Raw genomic sequence first — 15,162 nt, forward strand, 5'->3', positions numbered from 1 at the left:
TGTTGCGCCCCGTCGCGATATCGCGACGGGGCGCAACAATATGTGTTCTCGTTCCTAGATGTAAGGGTGAGAGGTATCGAATAATGCCGTTGCCGCTTCGGCTGGGCCGAAGCGGCAACGGGGAAATGGAGCTTGGGATGCTGGTTGGTTCTTTTTTCGGGCCCGCCCCCAAGAGTCACCTGCCGGAGTGGTCGGTGACTACCCCGGTAGTGCGATCCGGGCCTCAGCGGGAGGCGGCGCGTTGGAGGGCGCTGGCGAGGAGGGCGAGGTCGGTGGGGCCGTTGCCCAGTTCGCGGACGGGGCGGCGGGCGGGTGGGGCGCCGAGTTGGAGGGGGTCTATGGCGACGACGGTGGGGCGCAGGGTGGCGGTGCGGGGGATGCGGCCGCTGATCCTGGCGGTCTGGAAGGCGGTGACGCCGCCGTCCGGGAGGCGCAGGTAGCCGCGGCCGGGGGTGTCCTCGGGGAGGGCGGCCGCGTCGCCGAGGTGGATGAGGAGGTCGGAGTCGGCCGGGTCCTCGGTGCGCAGGGCGATGCGCAGCAGGGCGGCCTCGTCGACCTCGGTGCCGGCGCTGTCCTCGGGGCGGCCGGTGGTGACGGCGAGGTGGATGCCGAGCGGGCCGCCGCGGCGGGCGACGGCGGCGAGGGCGCGGGCGAGGGGGCGCCCGGCCGGGGAGGTGGGGGAGAGCAGGGCGTCGTAGTCGTCGACGACGACGACCAGGCGCGCGGGGGATGGGCCGGTCGGGGCGCCGGACGGGACGGGGGAGTCCGGGGAGCGCGGCGGGATGATCCGGGGGGCCGGGGCGGCGGCGCCGCCGACCACTGCCGGCACCGGGACCTGGGCACGGTCGGAGTCCATGCCCTGCCCGTTCATGCCCTGCCCGTCGAGACTCTGTTTGTCCAGGATCTGGGCCGCGTGCCAGGAGGCGAAGTCCAGCCCGTCGAACAGCCGCTCCCGGAGCGTGAGTTCGTCCTCCAGGGACTCCGCCGTGAGCAGCGCGGCGCGCGGGTCGGTGGCGGCGTTGATCAGCCCGGTGACGTGCGGCAGCTCGAGGCAGCCGTCCAGCCCGTCCTGGCCGTCGGTGCCCGGGGCCCGGCCCTCGATGATGCTGACGGCCAGCCGTTCGGGCCGTTCGGAGACGGCGAGCGAGGCGATCAGGGTGCGCAGCAGCTCGGTCTTGCCGGAGCCGCGGGCGCCGCCGACGAGCAGGTGCGGGCCGCCGGGGTCGGGGGAGGGGAGGGAGAGTTCGGGGTCGGCGAGGTCGAGGGTGCAGAGCTCGTCCCGGGTGGTGCCGAGCAGGGCGGTGGCGGCGCCGATGCCGCCGGTGTGCGCCTCCCAGCGGGCGGAGAGCTTGGCCGGGGTGACGGTGTCGAGCTGGAGCAGGTCGAGCAGGCGCAGCGCGTCCGGCAGGGGCCCCCGGGAGGCGGGGGCGGCCTCGCGCAGCGGGGCGAGGACGCGGGCGAGGCGCTCGGCCCAGGCGTCGGAGACGGCGTCGATCGAGACCTCGTGGAGGGTCTCGCGGCCGCGCGCGACCGGGCGGTCGAGCGAGAGGTGGGTGCCGACCTCGCCGGTGATCAGGGCGGTGGCGCCGAGGCCCCGGGGGAGCAGCTCGGGCTGCTCGGCGAGGCAGATCGGGAAGATGCCGACGGCCGGGCCCTGGCGCAGCAGCAGGTCGAGCGCCTGCCGGGCGGCCTCGGTGGCGGGGCGGCCGTCGACCACGACGACGGTGGCGGGGTGGCCGCCGAGGCCGATGGGGCCGCTGAGGCGGGAGGTGAGCTCGGTGAGGCGGGCGGTGGCCTGGTCCTCGTCGAGGCCGAGCAGCAGCCGGCAGTCCTGGCCGTCGGCCGGGCGCAGGTGGGGCAGCCACAGCGCCCAGGCCCAGGTGTCGGCGCGGTCCTCGGGGGGGCGGGAGCGGTCGGCGTCGACGACGACGAGGCTGAGCCCGGTGGGTGGGTGCAGGGCGGCGAGCTGGGCGACGACGGCGCGGGTGAGCGCGTCGAGGCGCTCGCGGGGGCCGCTGAGGCCGAGGCTGCCGGCGGTCTGGAGGTCGAGGGTGACGGGCACCGAGGGCAGCACGGTGCCCGGGGTGGTGCCGGGGCCGCCGGGGCGGTCGGCGGTGCCCAGGCGCAGGGTGAGGGCGTCGGGGTGGCCGGGGCCGCGCTCCCAGAGCCGGGGGCCGGGGCCGAGGGCGTTGAGCAGCAGGGTGGCGAGGTCGGGGAAGCGCTCGCGCTGGGCGGCGGTCTGGCGCAGCCGTACGGCGGCGTGGTGGCGCTCGGCGTTCTCCTGGCCGGGCGGTTCGGCGGCGCGGCCGGGCAGCAGGGAGAACAGGCCCCGGCTGCGGCCGGGGGCGGGGTCGGGCGAGGCGGGCGGCTCGACGACGGCCGGGGTCGGGCGGGCGGGCCCGGGGGCGGCGAGCTGGAGGTGGCCGTGGCCGTCCGGCAGGGCGGCGCGGGCGGGCGGGGCCTCGGCGGGTTCGGGGGCGGCCAGCAGCAGGGTGGACTCGCCGATCCGCAGCAGGCCCCCGGGCTCGAGGGTGACGGCCTCCTCGGGTGGCCCGGGCGGGACGAGCCGGCCGTCGAGGGTGGTGCCGTTGGTGGAGCCGAGGTCGCGGACGGTGACCCGGCCGTCCTCGGCGAGGTGGAGGGCGAGGTGCAGCCGGGAGACGTCCGGGTCGTCGAGCGGGACGTCGGCCTCGCCGGAGCGGCCGATGCGGATCTCCCGGCCGTGCAGGCGGTGGACGCCGCCGGCGTCGGGGCCGCCGACGACGCGCAGTTCGGCCGCGGCGGGGGTGTCGTCGGGGTCGTCGGCGGTCGGGTCGGGCTCGTTGAGGCTGAGGACGGCGCCGTCGAGCAGCGGGGGGTGGCCGAGGAGGGTGTGCTCGTCCACGCGGTGCGCCCCGGCGTACAGGTGCACGTGGGTGGCGGCCCGGGGCCCGCGCACGCCCACGGCGCCGGCGAGCGCCCCCGCGAGGGCGCCGAGCGCGGTGCCGACGGGGGCGGTGACCAGCACGTCGACGTAGGGGATGGCGGAGCCGGCGGCGGCCGGGCCGCTGCGCGGTCGGAGGACGGTCAGCCGGATCTGCATCTCGCCCGCGGGTCCCTTCTGCTGGTGTGGAGCCTGGTACCGCTGCCGGGTGTCGTCGCGGCCGCGCCGGGCGGATGCGGGGACCCGTTGGGCCACACGAGTGGCGAGTGTCCATCCTGCCATCCGTCACGGACGGTCCGCGCACGGTACCGGATTTGACGATCTTGCGATCATCGCCATGTTGGAGGCGACGGTGGGTCAGGTCAACCGGTGCCCGAGGGGCCCTGTCCGGCCGCCTCGGGGACTCCCCTAGGGGTTCTCCCCCAACCCTGCTCCCAAGCTCTGCCGGGCGCCTCAAAAACCAGTACGGGCACCGTTAGAGTGGCCGCAGACACGGGCCCGGCAGGCTCACCGCACCGGCGGAGGAGCGCCCCGCGCGGGCGGCACGGCGAGGAGTACGACAAGGTGCGGCCAGTCGGCAGCAAGTATCTGCTCGATGAGACCCTCGGACGGGGTGCCACGGGCACCGTCTGGCGCGGCCTGGTGCGCGCGGACGTCCAGGTGCCGGGCAGCGAGCCCGGGCAGCGGGTGGCGATCAAGGTGCTGCGCGAGGAGCTGGCGGCCGACCCGGACGTGGTGATGCGCTTCCTGCGCGAACGCTCGCTGCTGCTGCGCCTGACCCACCCCAACATCGTCCGCGTCCGCGACCTCGTCGTCGAGGGCGAGCTGCTCGCCCTGGTGATGGACCTGGTGGAGGGCCCCGACCTGGCCCGCTACCTGCGCGCCAACGGGCCGTTCAGCCCGATCGCGGGCTCCCTGCTGATGGCCCAGGTCGCGGACGCGCTGGCGGCCAGCCACGCGGACGGGATCGTCCACCGCGACCTCAAGCCGGCCAACGTGCTGCTCGCCACCGCCGTGGTGGACGGCACCGAGCAGATGCACCCCCTGCTGACGGACTTCGGCATCGCCCGCCTCGCCGACTCCCCGGGCATCACCCGCACCCACGAGTTCGTCGGCACCCCCGCCTACGTCGCCCCGGAGTCCGCCGAGGGCCGCCCGCAGACCTCCGCGGTGGACGTGTACGGCGCCGGGATCATGCTGTACGAGCTGGTCACCGGCCGCCAGCCGTTCCAGGGCGACGGCGCGCTCGCCGTCCTCCAGGCACATCTGGCGCAGGAGCCGCAGCGGCCGAGCACCATGCCGGAGCCGCTGTGGACGGTGATCGAGCGCTGCCTGCGCAAGGACCCGTCGCAGCGGCCGAGCGCCACCGCGCTGGCCCGCGCCCTGCGGGTGGTCGCGGCCGGGGTCGGCGTGCACGCCTCCCCGGCGGCGGTGGACGAGGCGCTCGCCGTGGGCGCCCTGCTGCTGCCGGACCCGCAGCCGACCGCCGTCCCCGGCAGCATGCCCGCCGTGCCGGCCGCGCCGTTCGGCGAGGACCGCACCCAGATGCTGCCCGGCGGCTCCGCCCCGCAGTACGACCCGGCCGCGGCCACGCAGATGATGGGCACCCAGCCGCCGCCCGCGCCCCCGTACGGCTCCCAGGACCGTACGCAGGTGATGCCGCCCGCCGCCGTCCCGCCGCCCCCGCCCGGTGCTCCCGGCGTGCCCTCCGCGCCGCAGGAGGAGACGCCGCACCCGTGGCAGACGCAGCTGCGCGCGGCCCGCGACCGCAACCAGCAGACCCAGGTCGGCTACTTCGGCCCGGAGGACTTCGAGGACCCGCAGGTCGCCCCGGCGCCCTATCAGTCCCAGCAGGGCGGGAACCCCGGCCACCCCGGCCACCCGGGCTACGCGGGCCAGCAGCAGCCCCAGCCCCCGGCCGGCTACCGCCCCGATCCGCGCCGCCAGGGCCCGCCGCCGCCCCCCGGCTACTCCCAGCGCCCGCCCGTCGCCCCGCCGCCCTACCAGGCCCGGCAGGCCGCCCAGGCCCAGGCGCAGACCCAGCAGGGCGCCCGCCCCCAGCCGCCCGGCGGCTACCGGCAGGCCCCCGCCGGCTACGGCCAGTCGCAGGGCGGCTACCCGCCGCCGCCCGCACCCTCCCCGGCCGCCCGCCGCACCGAGCCCCCGGCCCCGCAGCACCGCGAGCCCCCGCAGCGCCGCGAGGAGCCGGAGCCCCCGCGCCGGGAGAGCGCCCCGCCGCGCGAGCGCCGTCCGCGCAGCCGCAACCGGATGTACATCCCGGGCCTCGGCTGCCTGAAGGGCTGCCTGCTGGTCCTGGTGGTGCTGGCCGTGGCCGCGCTGGCGCTGTGGAACTTCACGCCGCTCCCGCACTACTGGGACAACGTGGTGGGCTGGTTCGACACCGCCAAGGGCTGGATCGACGACGTCTTCGGCAGCTCGAAGACCTGACCACCGGGGGCCGGCCCGGGCCCGAGTGCCCGCCCGGGCGGCAGGATTGACGCTTTGTCGACAATTCACGAGATTTCCCGCCCGAGACTGCCGTCCGGGCCCCCTCAGGCGCCCCGCAGGGGGCCCTCGGGCGCGTAGGTTGGTCGCTGTTGTCCCGCCCCACCGAGCGCGCCGGCCCGCCGGAGCGCTCCCGCGCCGCCCACGGAGCAGCACATTGGCACGCAAGATCGGCAGCCGGTACACCGTCCACCAGGTGATCGGCCGCGGCTCGGCCGGGACTGTCTGGCTCGGTGAGGGGCCGGACGGCCCGGTGGCGGTCAAGCTGCTGCGCGAGGACCTCGCCGCCGACCAGGTGCTGGTCGGGCGGTTCGTCCAGGAGCGCGCCGCGCTGACCAGCCTCGACCACCCCCGGGTGGTCGGCGTGCGCGACATGGTCGTGGACGGCGACGACCTCGCCCTGGTCATGGAGCTCGTCCAGGGCACCGACCTGCGCTCGCGCCTCGAGCGCGACGGCGCCCTGCCCCCGCAGATCGCCGCCTCCGTCATCGCCGACGTCGCGGACGGCCTCGCGGCCGCGCACGCCGCCGGGATCGTCCACCGCGACGTCAAGCCCGAGAACGTCCTGCTCGACCTCGCCGCCGCCCCCGGCCCCGGCGGCGCCCCGCGCGCCAAGCTCACCGACTTCGGCGTGGCCCGGTTGGTCGACGCCCCGCGCCGCACCCGCGCCACCCGCATCATCGGCACCCCCGACTACCTCGCCCCCGAGATCATCGAGGGCCTGGAGCCGCGCGCGGCCGTCGACATCTACGCCCTCGCCACCGTGCTGTATGAGCTGCTGGCCGGCTCCACCCCCTTCGGCGGCGGCCACACCGGCGCGGTGCTGCGCCGGCACGTCACCGAGCAGGTGCCGCCGATCCCGGGCCTGCCGGACGGGCTGTGGCGCATCATCTCCGAGTGCCTGGCCAAGGCCCCCGCCTCCCGGCTGCGGGCCGCCGAGCTGGCCTCCCGGCTGCGCGAGCAGCTGCCCTCGCTGGCGGGGCTGCCCGTCCTCGCCGTGCCTTCCCAGGGCCGTCCCCCGGTGGAGGAGCAGCTGACCCCCGGCGAGGCGGTCTACGCCGAGGTGGACGCCGCCCCCGGGGCCCACAAGCGCCGCCGCGGCCCGGCCGTCCCGCTGGTGCCCGGCATCGTCCCGGACTCCACCCGGGACACCCACACCAGCCTGCGCCGCCCCTCCGCCGAGGAACTGGCTGCGTACGCCGCCGAGTCCCGGGCCCAGCGCACCGCCCCCGGCCACCGCCGGGACCGCCAGGCGCTGCTGCGCCGGCGCCGCCTGCTGGCCGTCCTGCTGGCCACCGTCCTGTTGCTGGCGGGCGCCGCCGCGGCCTGGACGGCCTTCGCCGCCACCGGCCCCGCCACCGCGCCGGGCCAGGGCCGCCCGGCCGTCCACGCCCCCGCCCCGAGTGCTCCCTCGCCCCATCCGTAACGGGGGTGTCGTCATGACCACCCCCGGAACCATTACCCTGGGGGCGTGGCAGCCGTCGATCCTTCCGAAGAGCTCAAGAACCTCGATACGACCATGGGGTCGATCGAGGCCGTCCTCGACCTGGACAAGATCCGGGCCGACATCGCGGTCCTGGAGGAGGAGGCAGCCGCCCCCACCCTGTGGGACGACGTCGCGAACGCGCAGAAGGTGACCAGCCGGCTCTCCTTCCTCCAGGGCGAACTGCGCCGGGTCGAGGGCCTGCGCGGCCGTATCGACGACCTGGTCATCATGTTCGAGCTCGCCGAGGACGAGAACGACGCGGACACCCGCGCCGAGGCCGAGACCGAGCTCGTCTCCGTCCAGAAGGCGGTCGAGGAACTGGAGGTCCGCACCCTCCTGTCCGGCGAGTACGACTCCCGCGAGGCGCTGATCAACATCCGCGCCGAGGCCGGTGGCGTGGACGCCGCCGACTTCGCCGAGCAGCTGATGCGCATGTACCTGCGCTGGGCCGAGCGGCACGGGTACCCGACCGAGGTGTACGACACCTCGTACGCCGAAGAGGCCGGCATCAAGTCCGCGACCTTCACGGTCAAGGCGCCGTACGCCTACGGGACCCTCTCCGTCGAGCAGGGCACCCACCGCCTGGTGCGCATCTCGCCCTTCGACAACCAGGGCCGCCGCCAGACCTCCTTCGCCGGCGTCGAGGTGCTCCCCGTCGTCGAGCAGTCCGACCACGTCGACATCGACGAGGGCGAGCTGCGCGTGGACGTCTACCGCGCCTCCGGCCCCGGCGGCCAGGGCGTCAACACCACCGACTCGGCGGTGCGCATCACGCACCTCCCGACCGGCATCGTGGTTTCCTGCCAGAACGAGCGCTCGCAGATCCAGAACAAGGCGTCCGCGATGAACGTCCTCCAGGCCAAGCTGCTCGAGCGGCGCCGCCAGGAGGAGAAGGCGGCGATGGACGCGCTCAAGGACAGCGGCAGCTCCTGGGGCAACCAGATGCGCTCGTACGTCCTGCACCCGTACCAGATGGTGAAGGACGTCCGCACCGCGTTCGAGGCCGGCAACCCGCAGGCCGTCCTGGACGGCGACATCGATGGGTTCATCGAGGCCGGAATCCGTTGGCGGAAGCAGAGGGAAACGGCCGCGCAGGCGTGAGGATGCCGGCCTCGATGAAAATCGAGCACAGCATCGAGGCCGGCATCCGCTGGCGCAAGCAGCGCGAGACCGCCGCGCAGTAAGCGGTCCCGACCCGTTCAACGCGAAAGGGGCCCCGACCGGTTCGACCGGTCGGGGCCCCTTTTCGTACTCGGGTCTCAGGCCAGCGCCTGCCGCGCGATCAGTGCCACCGCGAACAGGGCGGCCACCAGTGCCAGCAGCATCGCGGGGGAGAGCGCGGCGAGCGGCCCCTGCTGCTCCTGCAGCCGGGCCCGGTTGGCGCGGCACACGGGGCAACGGCCTTCGCTCACGCGGCCGTTGCAGTTGGCGCACACCAGATGGTCGCAGGTCATGCGATCTCCTCCTCGCTGCTACAGCCAACGCACCGGACGGGGCTTTGGTTCCTCGGATTGCCCTGTGCGGGGGAGCGGCCGCAGGACGGTCGCCACCCTCCACTCTGCCAGGTTCCGACCGTTCCGGCGCCCGGGCTGTGAGATGCCTCGCAATTTTCGGGGCATAACCGGGCATTCTCCCCCAGAATTCGAACGTTGTCCTCCGCTGCCCCTGCGGGCCGGTCGCCGCTTCGCGTATGGTCCCAAGCCGGGAGCGGCCCCCTGCGCTCCCGTCGCCCGCCCCCGGACCGGGCCTCCGGGGTGGACGGACCGAGGATTGGCGCCGCCTAGGATGGCCTCCGTGATGCAGCCGTGATCAGATTCGACAACGTCTCCAAGACCTATCCCAAGCAGAACCGTCCCGCCCTGGACAACGTCTCGCTGGAGATCGAGAAGGGTGAGTTCGTCTTCCTGGTCGGCTCGTCCGGCTCGGGCAAGTCCACGTTCCTTCGCCTGTGCCTGCGCGAGGAGCGCCCGTCCACGGGCGCGGTGCACGTACTGGGCAAGGACCTCGGCAAGCTGTCCAACTGGAAGGTGCCGCACATGCGCCGCCAGCTGGGCACCGTCTTCCAGGACTTCCGCCTGCTGCCGAACAAGACGGTCGCGCAGAACGTCGCCTTCGCGCTGGAGGTGATCGGCAAGCCCAAGAGCGCCATCAACAAGGTGGTGCCCGAGGTGCTGGAGCTGGTCGGCCTCGGGGGCAAGGAGGACCGCATGCCCGGCGAGCTCTCCGGTGGTGAGCAGCAGCGCGTGGCCATCGCCCGCGCCTTCGTGAACCGCCCGATGCTGCTGATCGCGGACGAGCCCACCGGCAACCTCGACCCGCAGAACTCGGTCGGCATCATGAAGCTGCTCGACCGCATCAACCGCACCGGGACCACGGTGCTGATGGCCACCCACGACCAGGCGATCGTCGACCAGATGCGCAAGCGCGTCATCGAGCTCGACAAGGGGCTGCTCGTCCGGGACCAGGCCCGCGGCGTCTACGGGTACCAGCACTGACCGATCGGCGCTGACCCGTAGGGCCGCCGGCCCGACCGCCAGACCCCGAGCAGTACCGACCCTGGAGTTGTTTCCCGCATGCGTGCCCAGTTCGTCCTGTCGGAGATCGGTGTGGGTCTCCGACGCAACCTGACCATGACCATCGCGGTCGTGGTCAGCGTCGCGCTCTCCCTCGCCCTCGCCGGCTCGTCCCTCCTGGTCCGCGACCAGGTGAACTCCATGAAGGGGTACTGGTACGACAAGGTCGAGGTGAGCATCTACTTCTGCACCAAGGCGGACGCCCGCAACTCGCCGCAGTGCGACAAGGGCGCGGCCACCGACCAGCAGGTCCAGGACATCAAGGGCCAGCTGGACAAGATGGACTCGGTGGTCCAGTCCTCCACGTACGAGAGCTCCGTCGAGGCGTACAAGCACTGGAAGGAGATGAACCCGGACAACCCGCTCATCACCGTCCTGGGCCCCGACGCCATGCCGCAGTCCTGGCGGGTCAAGCTCAACGACCCGACCAAGTACGACGTCATCCAGAGCGCCTTCGCCGGCAAGCCCGGCGTGAAGTCGGTCGAGGACCAGCGCAAGATCCTGGAGAACCTCTTCGGCCTGCTCAACGGCCTCCAGACGGCGGCCTTCGTGATCATGGTGCTGATGCTCTTCGTGGCCCTGCTGCTGATCGTCAACACCGTCCGGGTGTCGGCGTACAGCAGGCGGCGCGAAACCGGCATCATGCGCCTGGTCGGCGCCTCGAACTTCTACGTGCAGATGCCGTTCATCGCCGAGGCCGCGTTCGCCGCGCTGCTCGGCGCGGCGATGGCCTCCGGCCTGCTGGTCGGCGGGCACTTCTTCGTCCAGAACTGGCTGGCCGACCGCGTCCAGTTCATCCACTTCATCGGCCTCGGCTCGGTGCTGGCGGTGATTCCGCTGCTGGTCGTGGTGGGTATGGGCATGGCCGGCATCGCGGCCTTCTTCACCCTGCGCAAGTACCTCAAGGTCTGACGCGAGCGGGCCTTCGCGGCCCCGGACGGCACTGCGCCGTCCGGGGCCGCCGCCGTTCCGCCGTCCCGCGTTCCGGCCCGGCGGGCGCGATGCGGTGTCTACACTCCGATGCCATGCTGCAAACTCCGCGCAGGGCACGGCAGGTGGCCACCCTCAGCCTGGTCTTCGGCGCCGTGCTGCTGGCCGGGGCCGCCACCGGCGCCTGGGGCGACGCGAACCAGCCGCCGCCCCGCCCGTCCGCCGACACGGCCCGGCCGGCCGCCGGGCCCGGCTCCGACCCGGCCGGCAGCGCGCTGTCCGAGCAGCAGGCCGAGCACCTGCTCGCGGCGGGCGGCGACCGCTGGGGGGCGTACTACAGCGCCCAGGAGTACGCCGAGTTCAGCCAGGGCCTCGACGGCCGGTACCTGGGCGTGGGCCTGTCCGTCGGCCGCGGCGAGGACGGTGTCACCGCGGTCTCCCAGGTCGCCCCGGCCGGGCCCGCGGCGCAGTCCGGGATCGCCCCCGGCGACCGGCTGCTGAGGATCGACCAGGACCAGGCCGACCACCTGCCCGTCACCGAGGTGGTGGCCCGGCTGCGCGGCCAGGGCGCCGACCACCGGGCCGGCTCCGAGGTCCTGCTCGCCGTCCAGCGCGGCGGCGGCGAGGTGCGCGAACTGCGGCTGCGGCGCGCGCTGCTGGACAGCCAGCAGGTCGTCGCCGAGCGCCTGGACAGGGGCGAGCTGCGGATCACCGTGCGCGCCTTCACCACCGGCGTGGCCGACCAGGTCCGCGCCGCGCTGCGCGCCCCGCACGCCGGGGTGGTGCTCGATCTGCGCGGCAACTCCGGTGGGTTGCTGGACGAGGCGGCCGGCACCGCCGGGATCTTCCTGGACGGCGGCTCGGTCGGCTCCTACCAGGAGCGCGGCGAGCGGCGGGAGTTGACCGCCCCGGCCGGCGGCGACCAGCGCACCCCGCTGGTGGTGCTGGTGGACGGCGGCACGATGAGCGCCGCCGAACTGCTCGCCGGAGCCCTCCAGGACCGCAGCCGCGCCGTGGTCGTCGGCTCCCGCACCTTCGGCAAGGGCACCGTCCAGCAGCCCAGCAGGCTCGCGGACGGCGCGGTGCTGGAGATGACCGTCGGCCGCTACTACACCCCGGCCGGACGCTCCCTGGACGGCACGGGCCTGACCCCCGACGTCCAGGCCGCGGGCGGCGAGGACGCCGGTGCCCTCGCCCTGCGCGTGCTCGCGGGACTGGGCACCCGGGCGTAGGGCCCGCCCTAAAGCAGCTGCCCGTTCCGCCGCCGAAGTGCGAGAATGGCCGCGCTATGGCAAAGGAAACGGGACACAAGCTGATCGCGCAGAACAAGAAGGCGCGGCACGAGTACACGATCCTCGACACCTACGAGTGCGGCCTCGTACTCACCGGCACCGAGGTGAAGTCGCTGCGCGAGGGGCGGGCCAACCTGGTCGACGGCTACGCGTACATCCAGAACCACGAGGCGTGGATCGACAACGTCTTCATCCCCGAGTACACCCAGGGGACGTGGACCAACCACGCGGCCCGCCGCAAGCGCAAGCTGCTGCTGCACAGGATGGAGATCCACAAGATCGAGACCAAGGTCCGCGACGCGGGCCACACCCTCATCCCGCTGTCGCTGTACTTCAAGGACGGCCGGGTCAAGCTCGAACTCGCACTCGCGGTCGGCAAGAAGCTGTACGACAAGCGCCAGACGCTGCGCGAGAAGCAGGACGTCCGCGAGACCGCACGCGCCGTGGCCGCGGCCCGGCGGCGCCAGGCTTGATGCGCCAGGGGTCGATGCGCCGCGGTTGATGCGCCGGGGTTAATCCGCTGGACCCTCGCCCGTCGCCTCGCGTACTATGGCGCAAGCAACACGGACGGTCACCGTCCGAGCTGTTTCTCAAAAAAACATGGGGATGATCGGTTTCGACAGGGGATGTTGAAACAGGGGAAGCGAGCCGAGGAACGCGGCAATGATCTCGTTAACCACGTGTCGCAAAAAAATAATCGCCAACTCTAAGCGCGATTCCCAGCAGTTCGCTCTCGCTGCCTAATAAGCACCGATAGCGCTTGGGTGTCAGACCGGGGAGTTCCCGACCCGGACCCTGGCATAATCTAGGGAACTCAACCGTCCGCCCGGGCTGCGAGGGTGGATGGGAAATCAAACAGCAGCTGGGCCTGTTGGCGGCTCGTCCGTGTGACCGCCAGGGCCGAGAAAAGCACAGCGGACTGCGCTCGGAGAAGCCCTGAATTAACTCCACTGGACCCGGGTTCGATTCCCGGCATCTCCACCACCCCATGTTCACACCGAAGGCCGTCCACCGCTCGCGCGGGGGGCGGCCTTCGGATTTTCCGTGGCCCGGGTGCGGCGCCCGGGCCTGCTCGGGCGTAGGATCATCCGTCCGCTCGTTTTCCGGAGCCGGATTCCGTCGCTACCACCGAGGGCCATGCAGAGCAACACGGGCGCCACCCACGCCGCCGACCACGAGACCGTCAGAGAGCGCGAGATCGCGGGCGAGCAGCGACACCTCGACACCGTCTACCACCGACTGGAGGAGAAGCTCGCCGAAGCCGAGTACATCCTCGAGGACGCCGCCAAGCGGGTCCACGTCGGAACCCCGGGCGCCCTCGCCGAGCGCGACGCCCAGGTCTACCGGGCCGGTGCGCACCTCCAGCGCCTCAACAACGAGTTCGAGGACTTCCTCTTCGGCCGGATCGACCTCCAGCGGGCGGACGCCCCGGAGGAGCACGGCATCCCGTCGAACACCCCGCTCGACCCGGCCGACCCGGCCGTCGCCGAGACCCTCCACATCGGCCGCCTCGGGGTGCTCGACGCCGAGTACGGCCCGCTGGTGATCGACTGGCGCGCCCCCGCCGCCGCCCCCTTCTACCGCGCCACCCCGGTCGAGCCCGGCCGGGTGATCCGCCGCCGGGTGATCCGCTCCAAGGGCCGCAGGGTGGTCGGCGTCGAGGACGACCTGCTGCGCCCCGACCTCACCCCCACCCTGGGCGGCGAGGAACTGGCCGTGGTCGGCGACGGCGCGCTGATGGCCTCGCTCGGCCGCGCCCGCAGCCACTCCATGCGCGACATCGTCTCCTCCATCCAGAAGGAGCAGGACGAGGTCATCCGGGCCGCCGCGGCCGGTGCCACCCTCGTCACCGGCGGCCCCGGCACCGGCAAGACCGCCGTCGCCCTGCACCGCGCCGCCTACCTCCTCTACCAGGACCGCCGCCGCTACGCCGGGGGCATCCTGGTGGTCTCGCCCACCGCGCTGCTCGTCTCCTACACCGAGGGCGTGCTGCCCTCGCTCGGCGAGGAGGGCCAGGTCGCCGTCCGCGCGGTCGGCTCCCTGGTCGACGGCATCGAGGCCGGCACCTACGACACCCCGGAGGCCGCCCGGGTCAAGGGCTCCGCCCGGATGACGCAGCTGCTGCGCCGCGCCGCGCGGGCGGCCCTGGAGCTCGGCGCCCCGCAGGAGCTCAAGGTGGTGGCGCGCGGCGAGGTGCTGAAGCTGGACGCCTCCCGCCTCAATTCCGTCCGCGGAAACGTGATCGGCTCCGGCGGCACCCCGCTCAACCTGCTGCGCCCCCGCGCCCGCCGGCTGCTGCTGGACGCGCTCTGGCAGGAGGTGGTCAAGGACCTGCCCAGGCCCACCGACCACTACGCCCGCGAGCAGCGTCAGGAGGAGAAGGAGTCCTTCGACGAGTACGTCTCGGACGAGGCGCCCTTCCTGGACTTCCTGAACGCCTGGTGGCCGACCGTGACCCCGCGCCGGGTGCTCGGCACGCTCAGGCACCACCGCCACATCAACCGGATCGCCCGCCGCGCCGTCACCCCGGAGGAGGCGCGGCTGCTGTCCGGCTCCTGGCGGCACCTGACCCCGGCCGGCGAGGGCGCCCTGTCCGCGCACGACGTGGCGCTGGTGGACGAGCTCCAGGTGCTGCTCGGCGAGCCCGCCCGCCCGAAGGTGCGCGAGGTGGACGCGGTCGACATGCTGTCCGGCCTGGACGAGGTCACCACCTTCGCCGACCGCAACTCGCGCCAGCGCGAGCGCGTGCCCGTCGAGCGCACCGAGTACGCGCACGTCATCGTGGACGAGGCCCAGGACCTCACCCCGATGCAGTGGCGGATGATCGGCCGCCGGGCCCGGATGGCCACCTGGACGATCGTCGGGGACCCGGCGCAGTCCTCCTGGCCGTTCCCGCAGGAGGCCCAGGCCGCGATGGACGAGGTGCTCTCGGGCAAGCCTCGCCGCCGCTTCACCCTGACCGTCAACTACCGCAACCCGGCCGAGATCGCCGAGGTCGCCGCCAAGGTGCTGGCCCTGGCCGCGCCCGGCACGCCGTCCCCGAGCGCGGTGCGCCACGTGGGCGTCGAGCCGCGCTTCGCGGCCGTCACCGAGCCGGGGCCGGAGGCGTTCGGCCGGGCGGCCCGGGCCGAGCTGGAGCGGCTGCTGTCCGAGGTGGACGGCACGGTGGCGGTCGTGGTGCCGATGGACCGCCGGGCCGAGGCGGCCGGCTGGGCCGAGGGCCTGGGCGAGCGCGTGGTGGCCCTGGGCAGCCTGGAGGCCAAGGGCCTGGAGTACGACGCGACGGTGGTCGCCGACCCGACCGGCATCGCCGGCGAGTCCGAGGCGGGCCTGCGGGTGCTCTACGTGGCGCTGACCCGCGCGACCCAGCGGCTGACCGTGCTCTCCGGCCCGGACGACCTGCCGGACGCCGCCGGGGTGCCCGCCCTGCTGCACGGCTGACGGAGGCCGGAG

At 73.8% G+C, this 15,162-nt stretch carries 10 protein-coding genes and 1 other RNA gene; 9 read left to right on the forward strand and 2 right to left on the reverse strand.

Annotated elements, in window-relative coordinates:
* Window positions 1–223: 223 nt before the first annotated feature.
* Window positions 224–3,082 (reverse strand): FHA domain-containing protein, encoded by a 2,859-nt coding sequence (locus IH61_RS0116190; RefSeq protein ID WP_031070206.1) that lies wholly within the window; start codon window positions 3,080–3,082, stop codon window positions 224–226.
* Between the two features lie 405 nt (window positions 3,083–3,487).
* Between IH61_RS0116190 and IH61_RS0116195 the strand changes: the two genes are divergently transcribed.
* From IH61_RS0116195 to prfB, 3 genes are all read left to right on the forward strand, one after another.
* On the forward strand, window positions 3,488–5,371 hold the full coding sequence (locus IH61_RS0116195) for a serine/threonine-protein kinase (RefSeq protein WP_031070208.1): 1,884 nt from the start codon (window positions 3,488–3,490) through the stop codon (window positions 5,369–5,371).
* A gap of 214 nt (window positions 5,372–5,585) precedes the next feature.
* On the forward strand, window positions 5,586–6,854 hold the full coding sequence (locus IH61_RS0116200; protein ID WP_031070210.1) for a serine/threonine-protein kinase: 1,269 nt from the start codon (window positions 5,586–5,588) through the stop codon (window positions 6,852–6,854).
* Window positions 6,855–6,899: 45 nt separating this feature from the next.
* Window positions 6,900–8,015 (forward strand): peptide chain release factor 2, encoded by a 1,116-nt coding sequence (prfB, locus tag IH61_RS0116205; protein WP_031070212.1) that lies wholly within the window; start codon window positions 6,900–6,902, stop codon window positions 8,013–8,015.
* 158 nt (window positions 8,016–8,173) lie between these two features.
* Here the strand turns inward: prfB and IH61_RS0116215 are convergent, their stop codons facing one another.
* Window positions 8,174–8,368: a hypothetical protein gene (locus tag IH61_RS0116215; RefSeq protein ID WP_031070214.1), complete on the reverse strand. Its 195-nt coding sequence runs from the start codon at window positions 8,366–8,368 to the stop codon at window positions 8,174–8,176.
* Between the two features lie 351 nt (window positions 8,369–8,719).
* On the opposite strand from IH61_RS0116215, the gene ftsE reads away from it, so the two are divergent.
* The 6 genes from ftsE to IH61_RS0116240 all read left to right on the forward strand — a co-directional run bounded on the left by ftsE (window position 8,720) and on the right by IH61_RS0116240 (window position 15,150).
* On the forward strand, window positions 8,720–9,409 hold the full coding sequence (ftsE, locus tag IH61_RS0116220) for a cell division ATP-binding protein FtsE (protein WP_030059730.1): 690 nt from the start codon (window positions 8,720–8,722) through the stop codon (window positions 9,407–9,409).
* A 78-nt stretch (window positions 9,410–9,487) separates the two neighbouring features.
* Window positions 9,488–10,399, forward strand: a complete 912-nt coding sequence (ftsX, locus tag IH61_RS0116225; RefSeq protein ID WP_031070217.1) for a permease-like cell division protein FtsX — start codon at window positions 9,488–9,490, stop codon at window positions 10,397–10,399.
* A gap of 113 nt (window positions 10,400–10,512) precedes the next feature.
* Complete coding sequence (locus IH61_RS0116230; RefSeq protein WP_031070218.1) at window positions 10,513–11,649, forward strand: S41 family peptidase; 1,137 nt, start codon at window positions 10,513–10,515, stop codon at window positions 11,647–11,649.
* Between the two features lie 56 nt (window positions 11,650–11,705).
* Window positions 11,706–12,182 carry an SsrA-binding protein SmpB gene (gene smpB, locus IH61_RS0116235; protein ID WP_031070220.1) on the forward strand — a complete coding sequence of 159 codons (477 nt, stop codon included), beginning with the start codon at window positions 11,706–11,708 and terminating at the stop codon, window positions 12,180–12,182.
* 129 nt (window positions 12,183–12,311) lie between these two features.
* Window positions 12,312–12,693, forward strand: a transfer-messenger RNA (tmRNA) gene (gene ssrA, locus IH61_RS43955).
* Between the two features lie 153 nt (window positions 12,694–12,846).
* A complete protein-coding gene (locus tag IH61_RS0116240; RefSeq protein ID WP_031070222.1) occupies window positions 12,847–15,150 on the forward strand; it encodes a HelD family protein in 2,304 nt (767 codons plus the stop codon).
* The last annotated feature ends 12 nt before the right edge of the window (window positions 15,151–15,162 follow it).

Origin of the sequence: Streptomyces sp. NRRL WC-3742 (assembly GCF_000720635.1) — a bacterium.
Taxonomy (GTDB): domain Bacteria; phylum Actinomycetota; class Actinomycetes; order Streptomycetales; family Streptomycetaceae; genus Kitasatospora.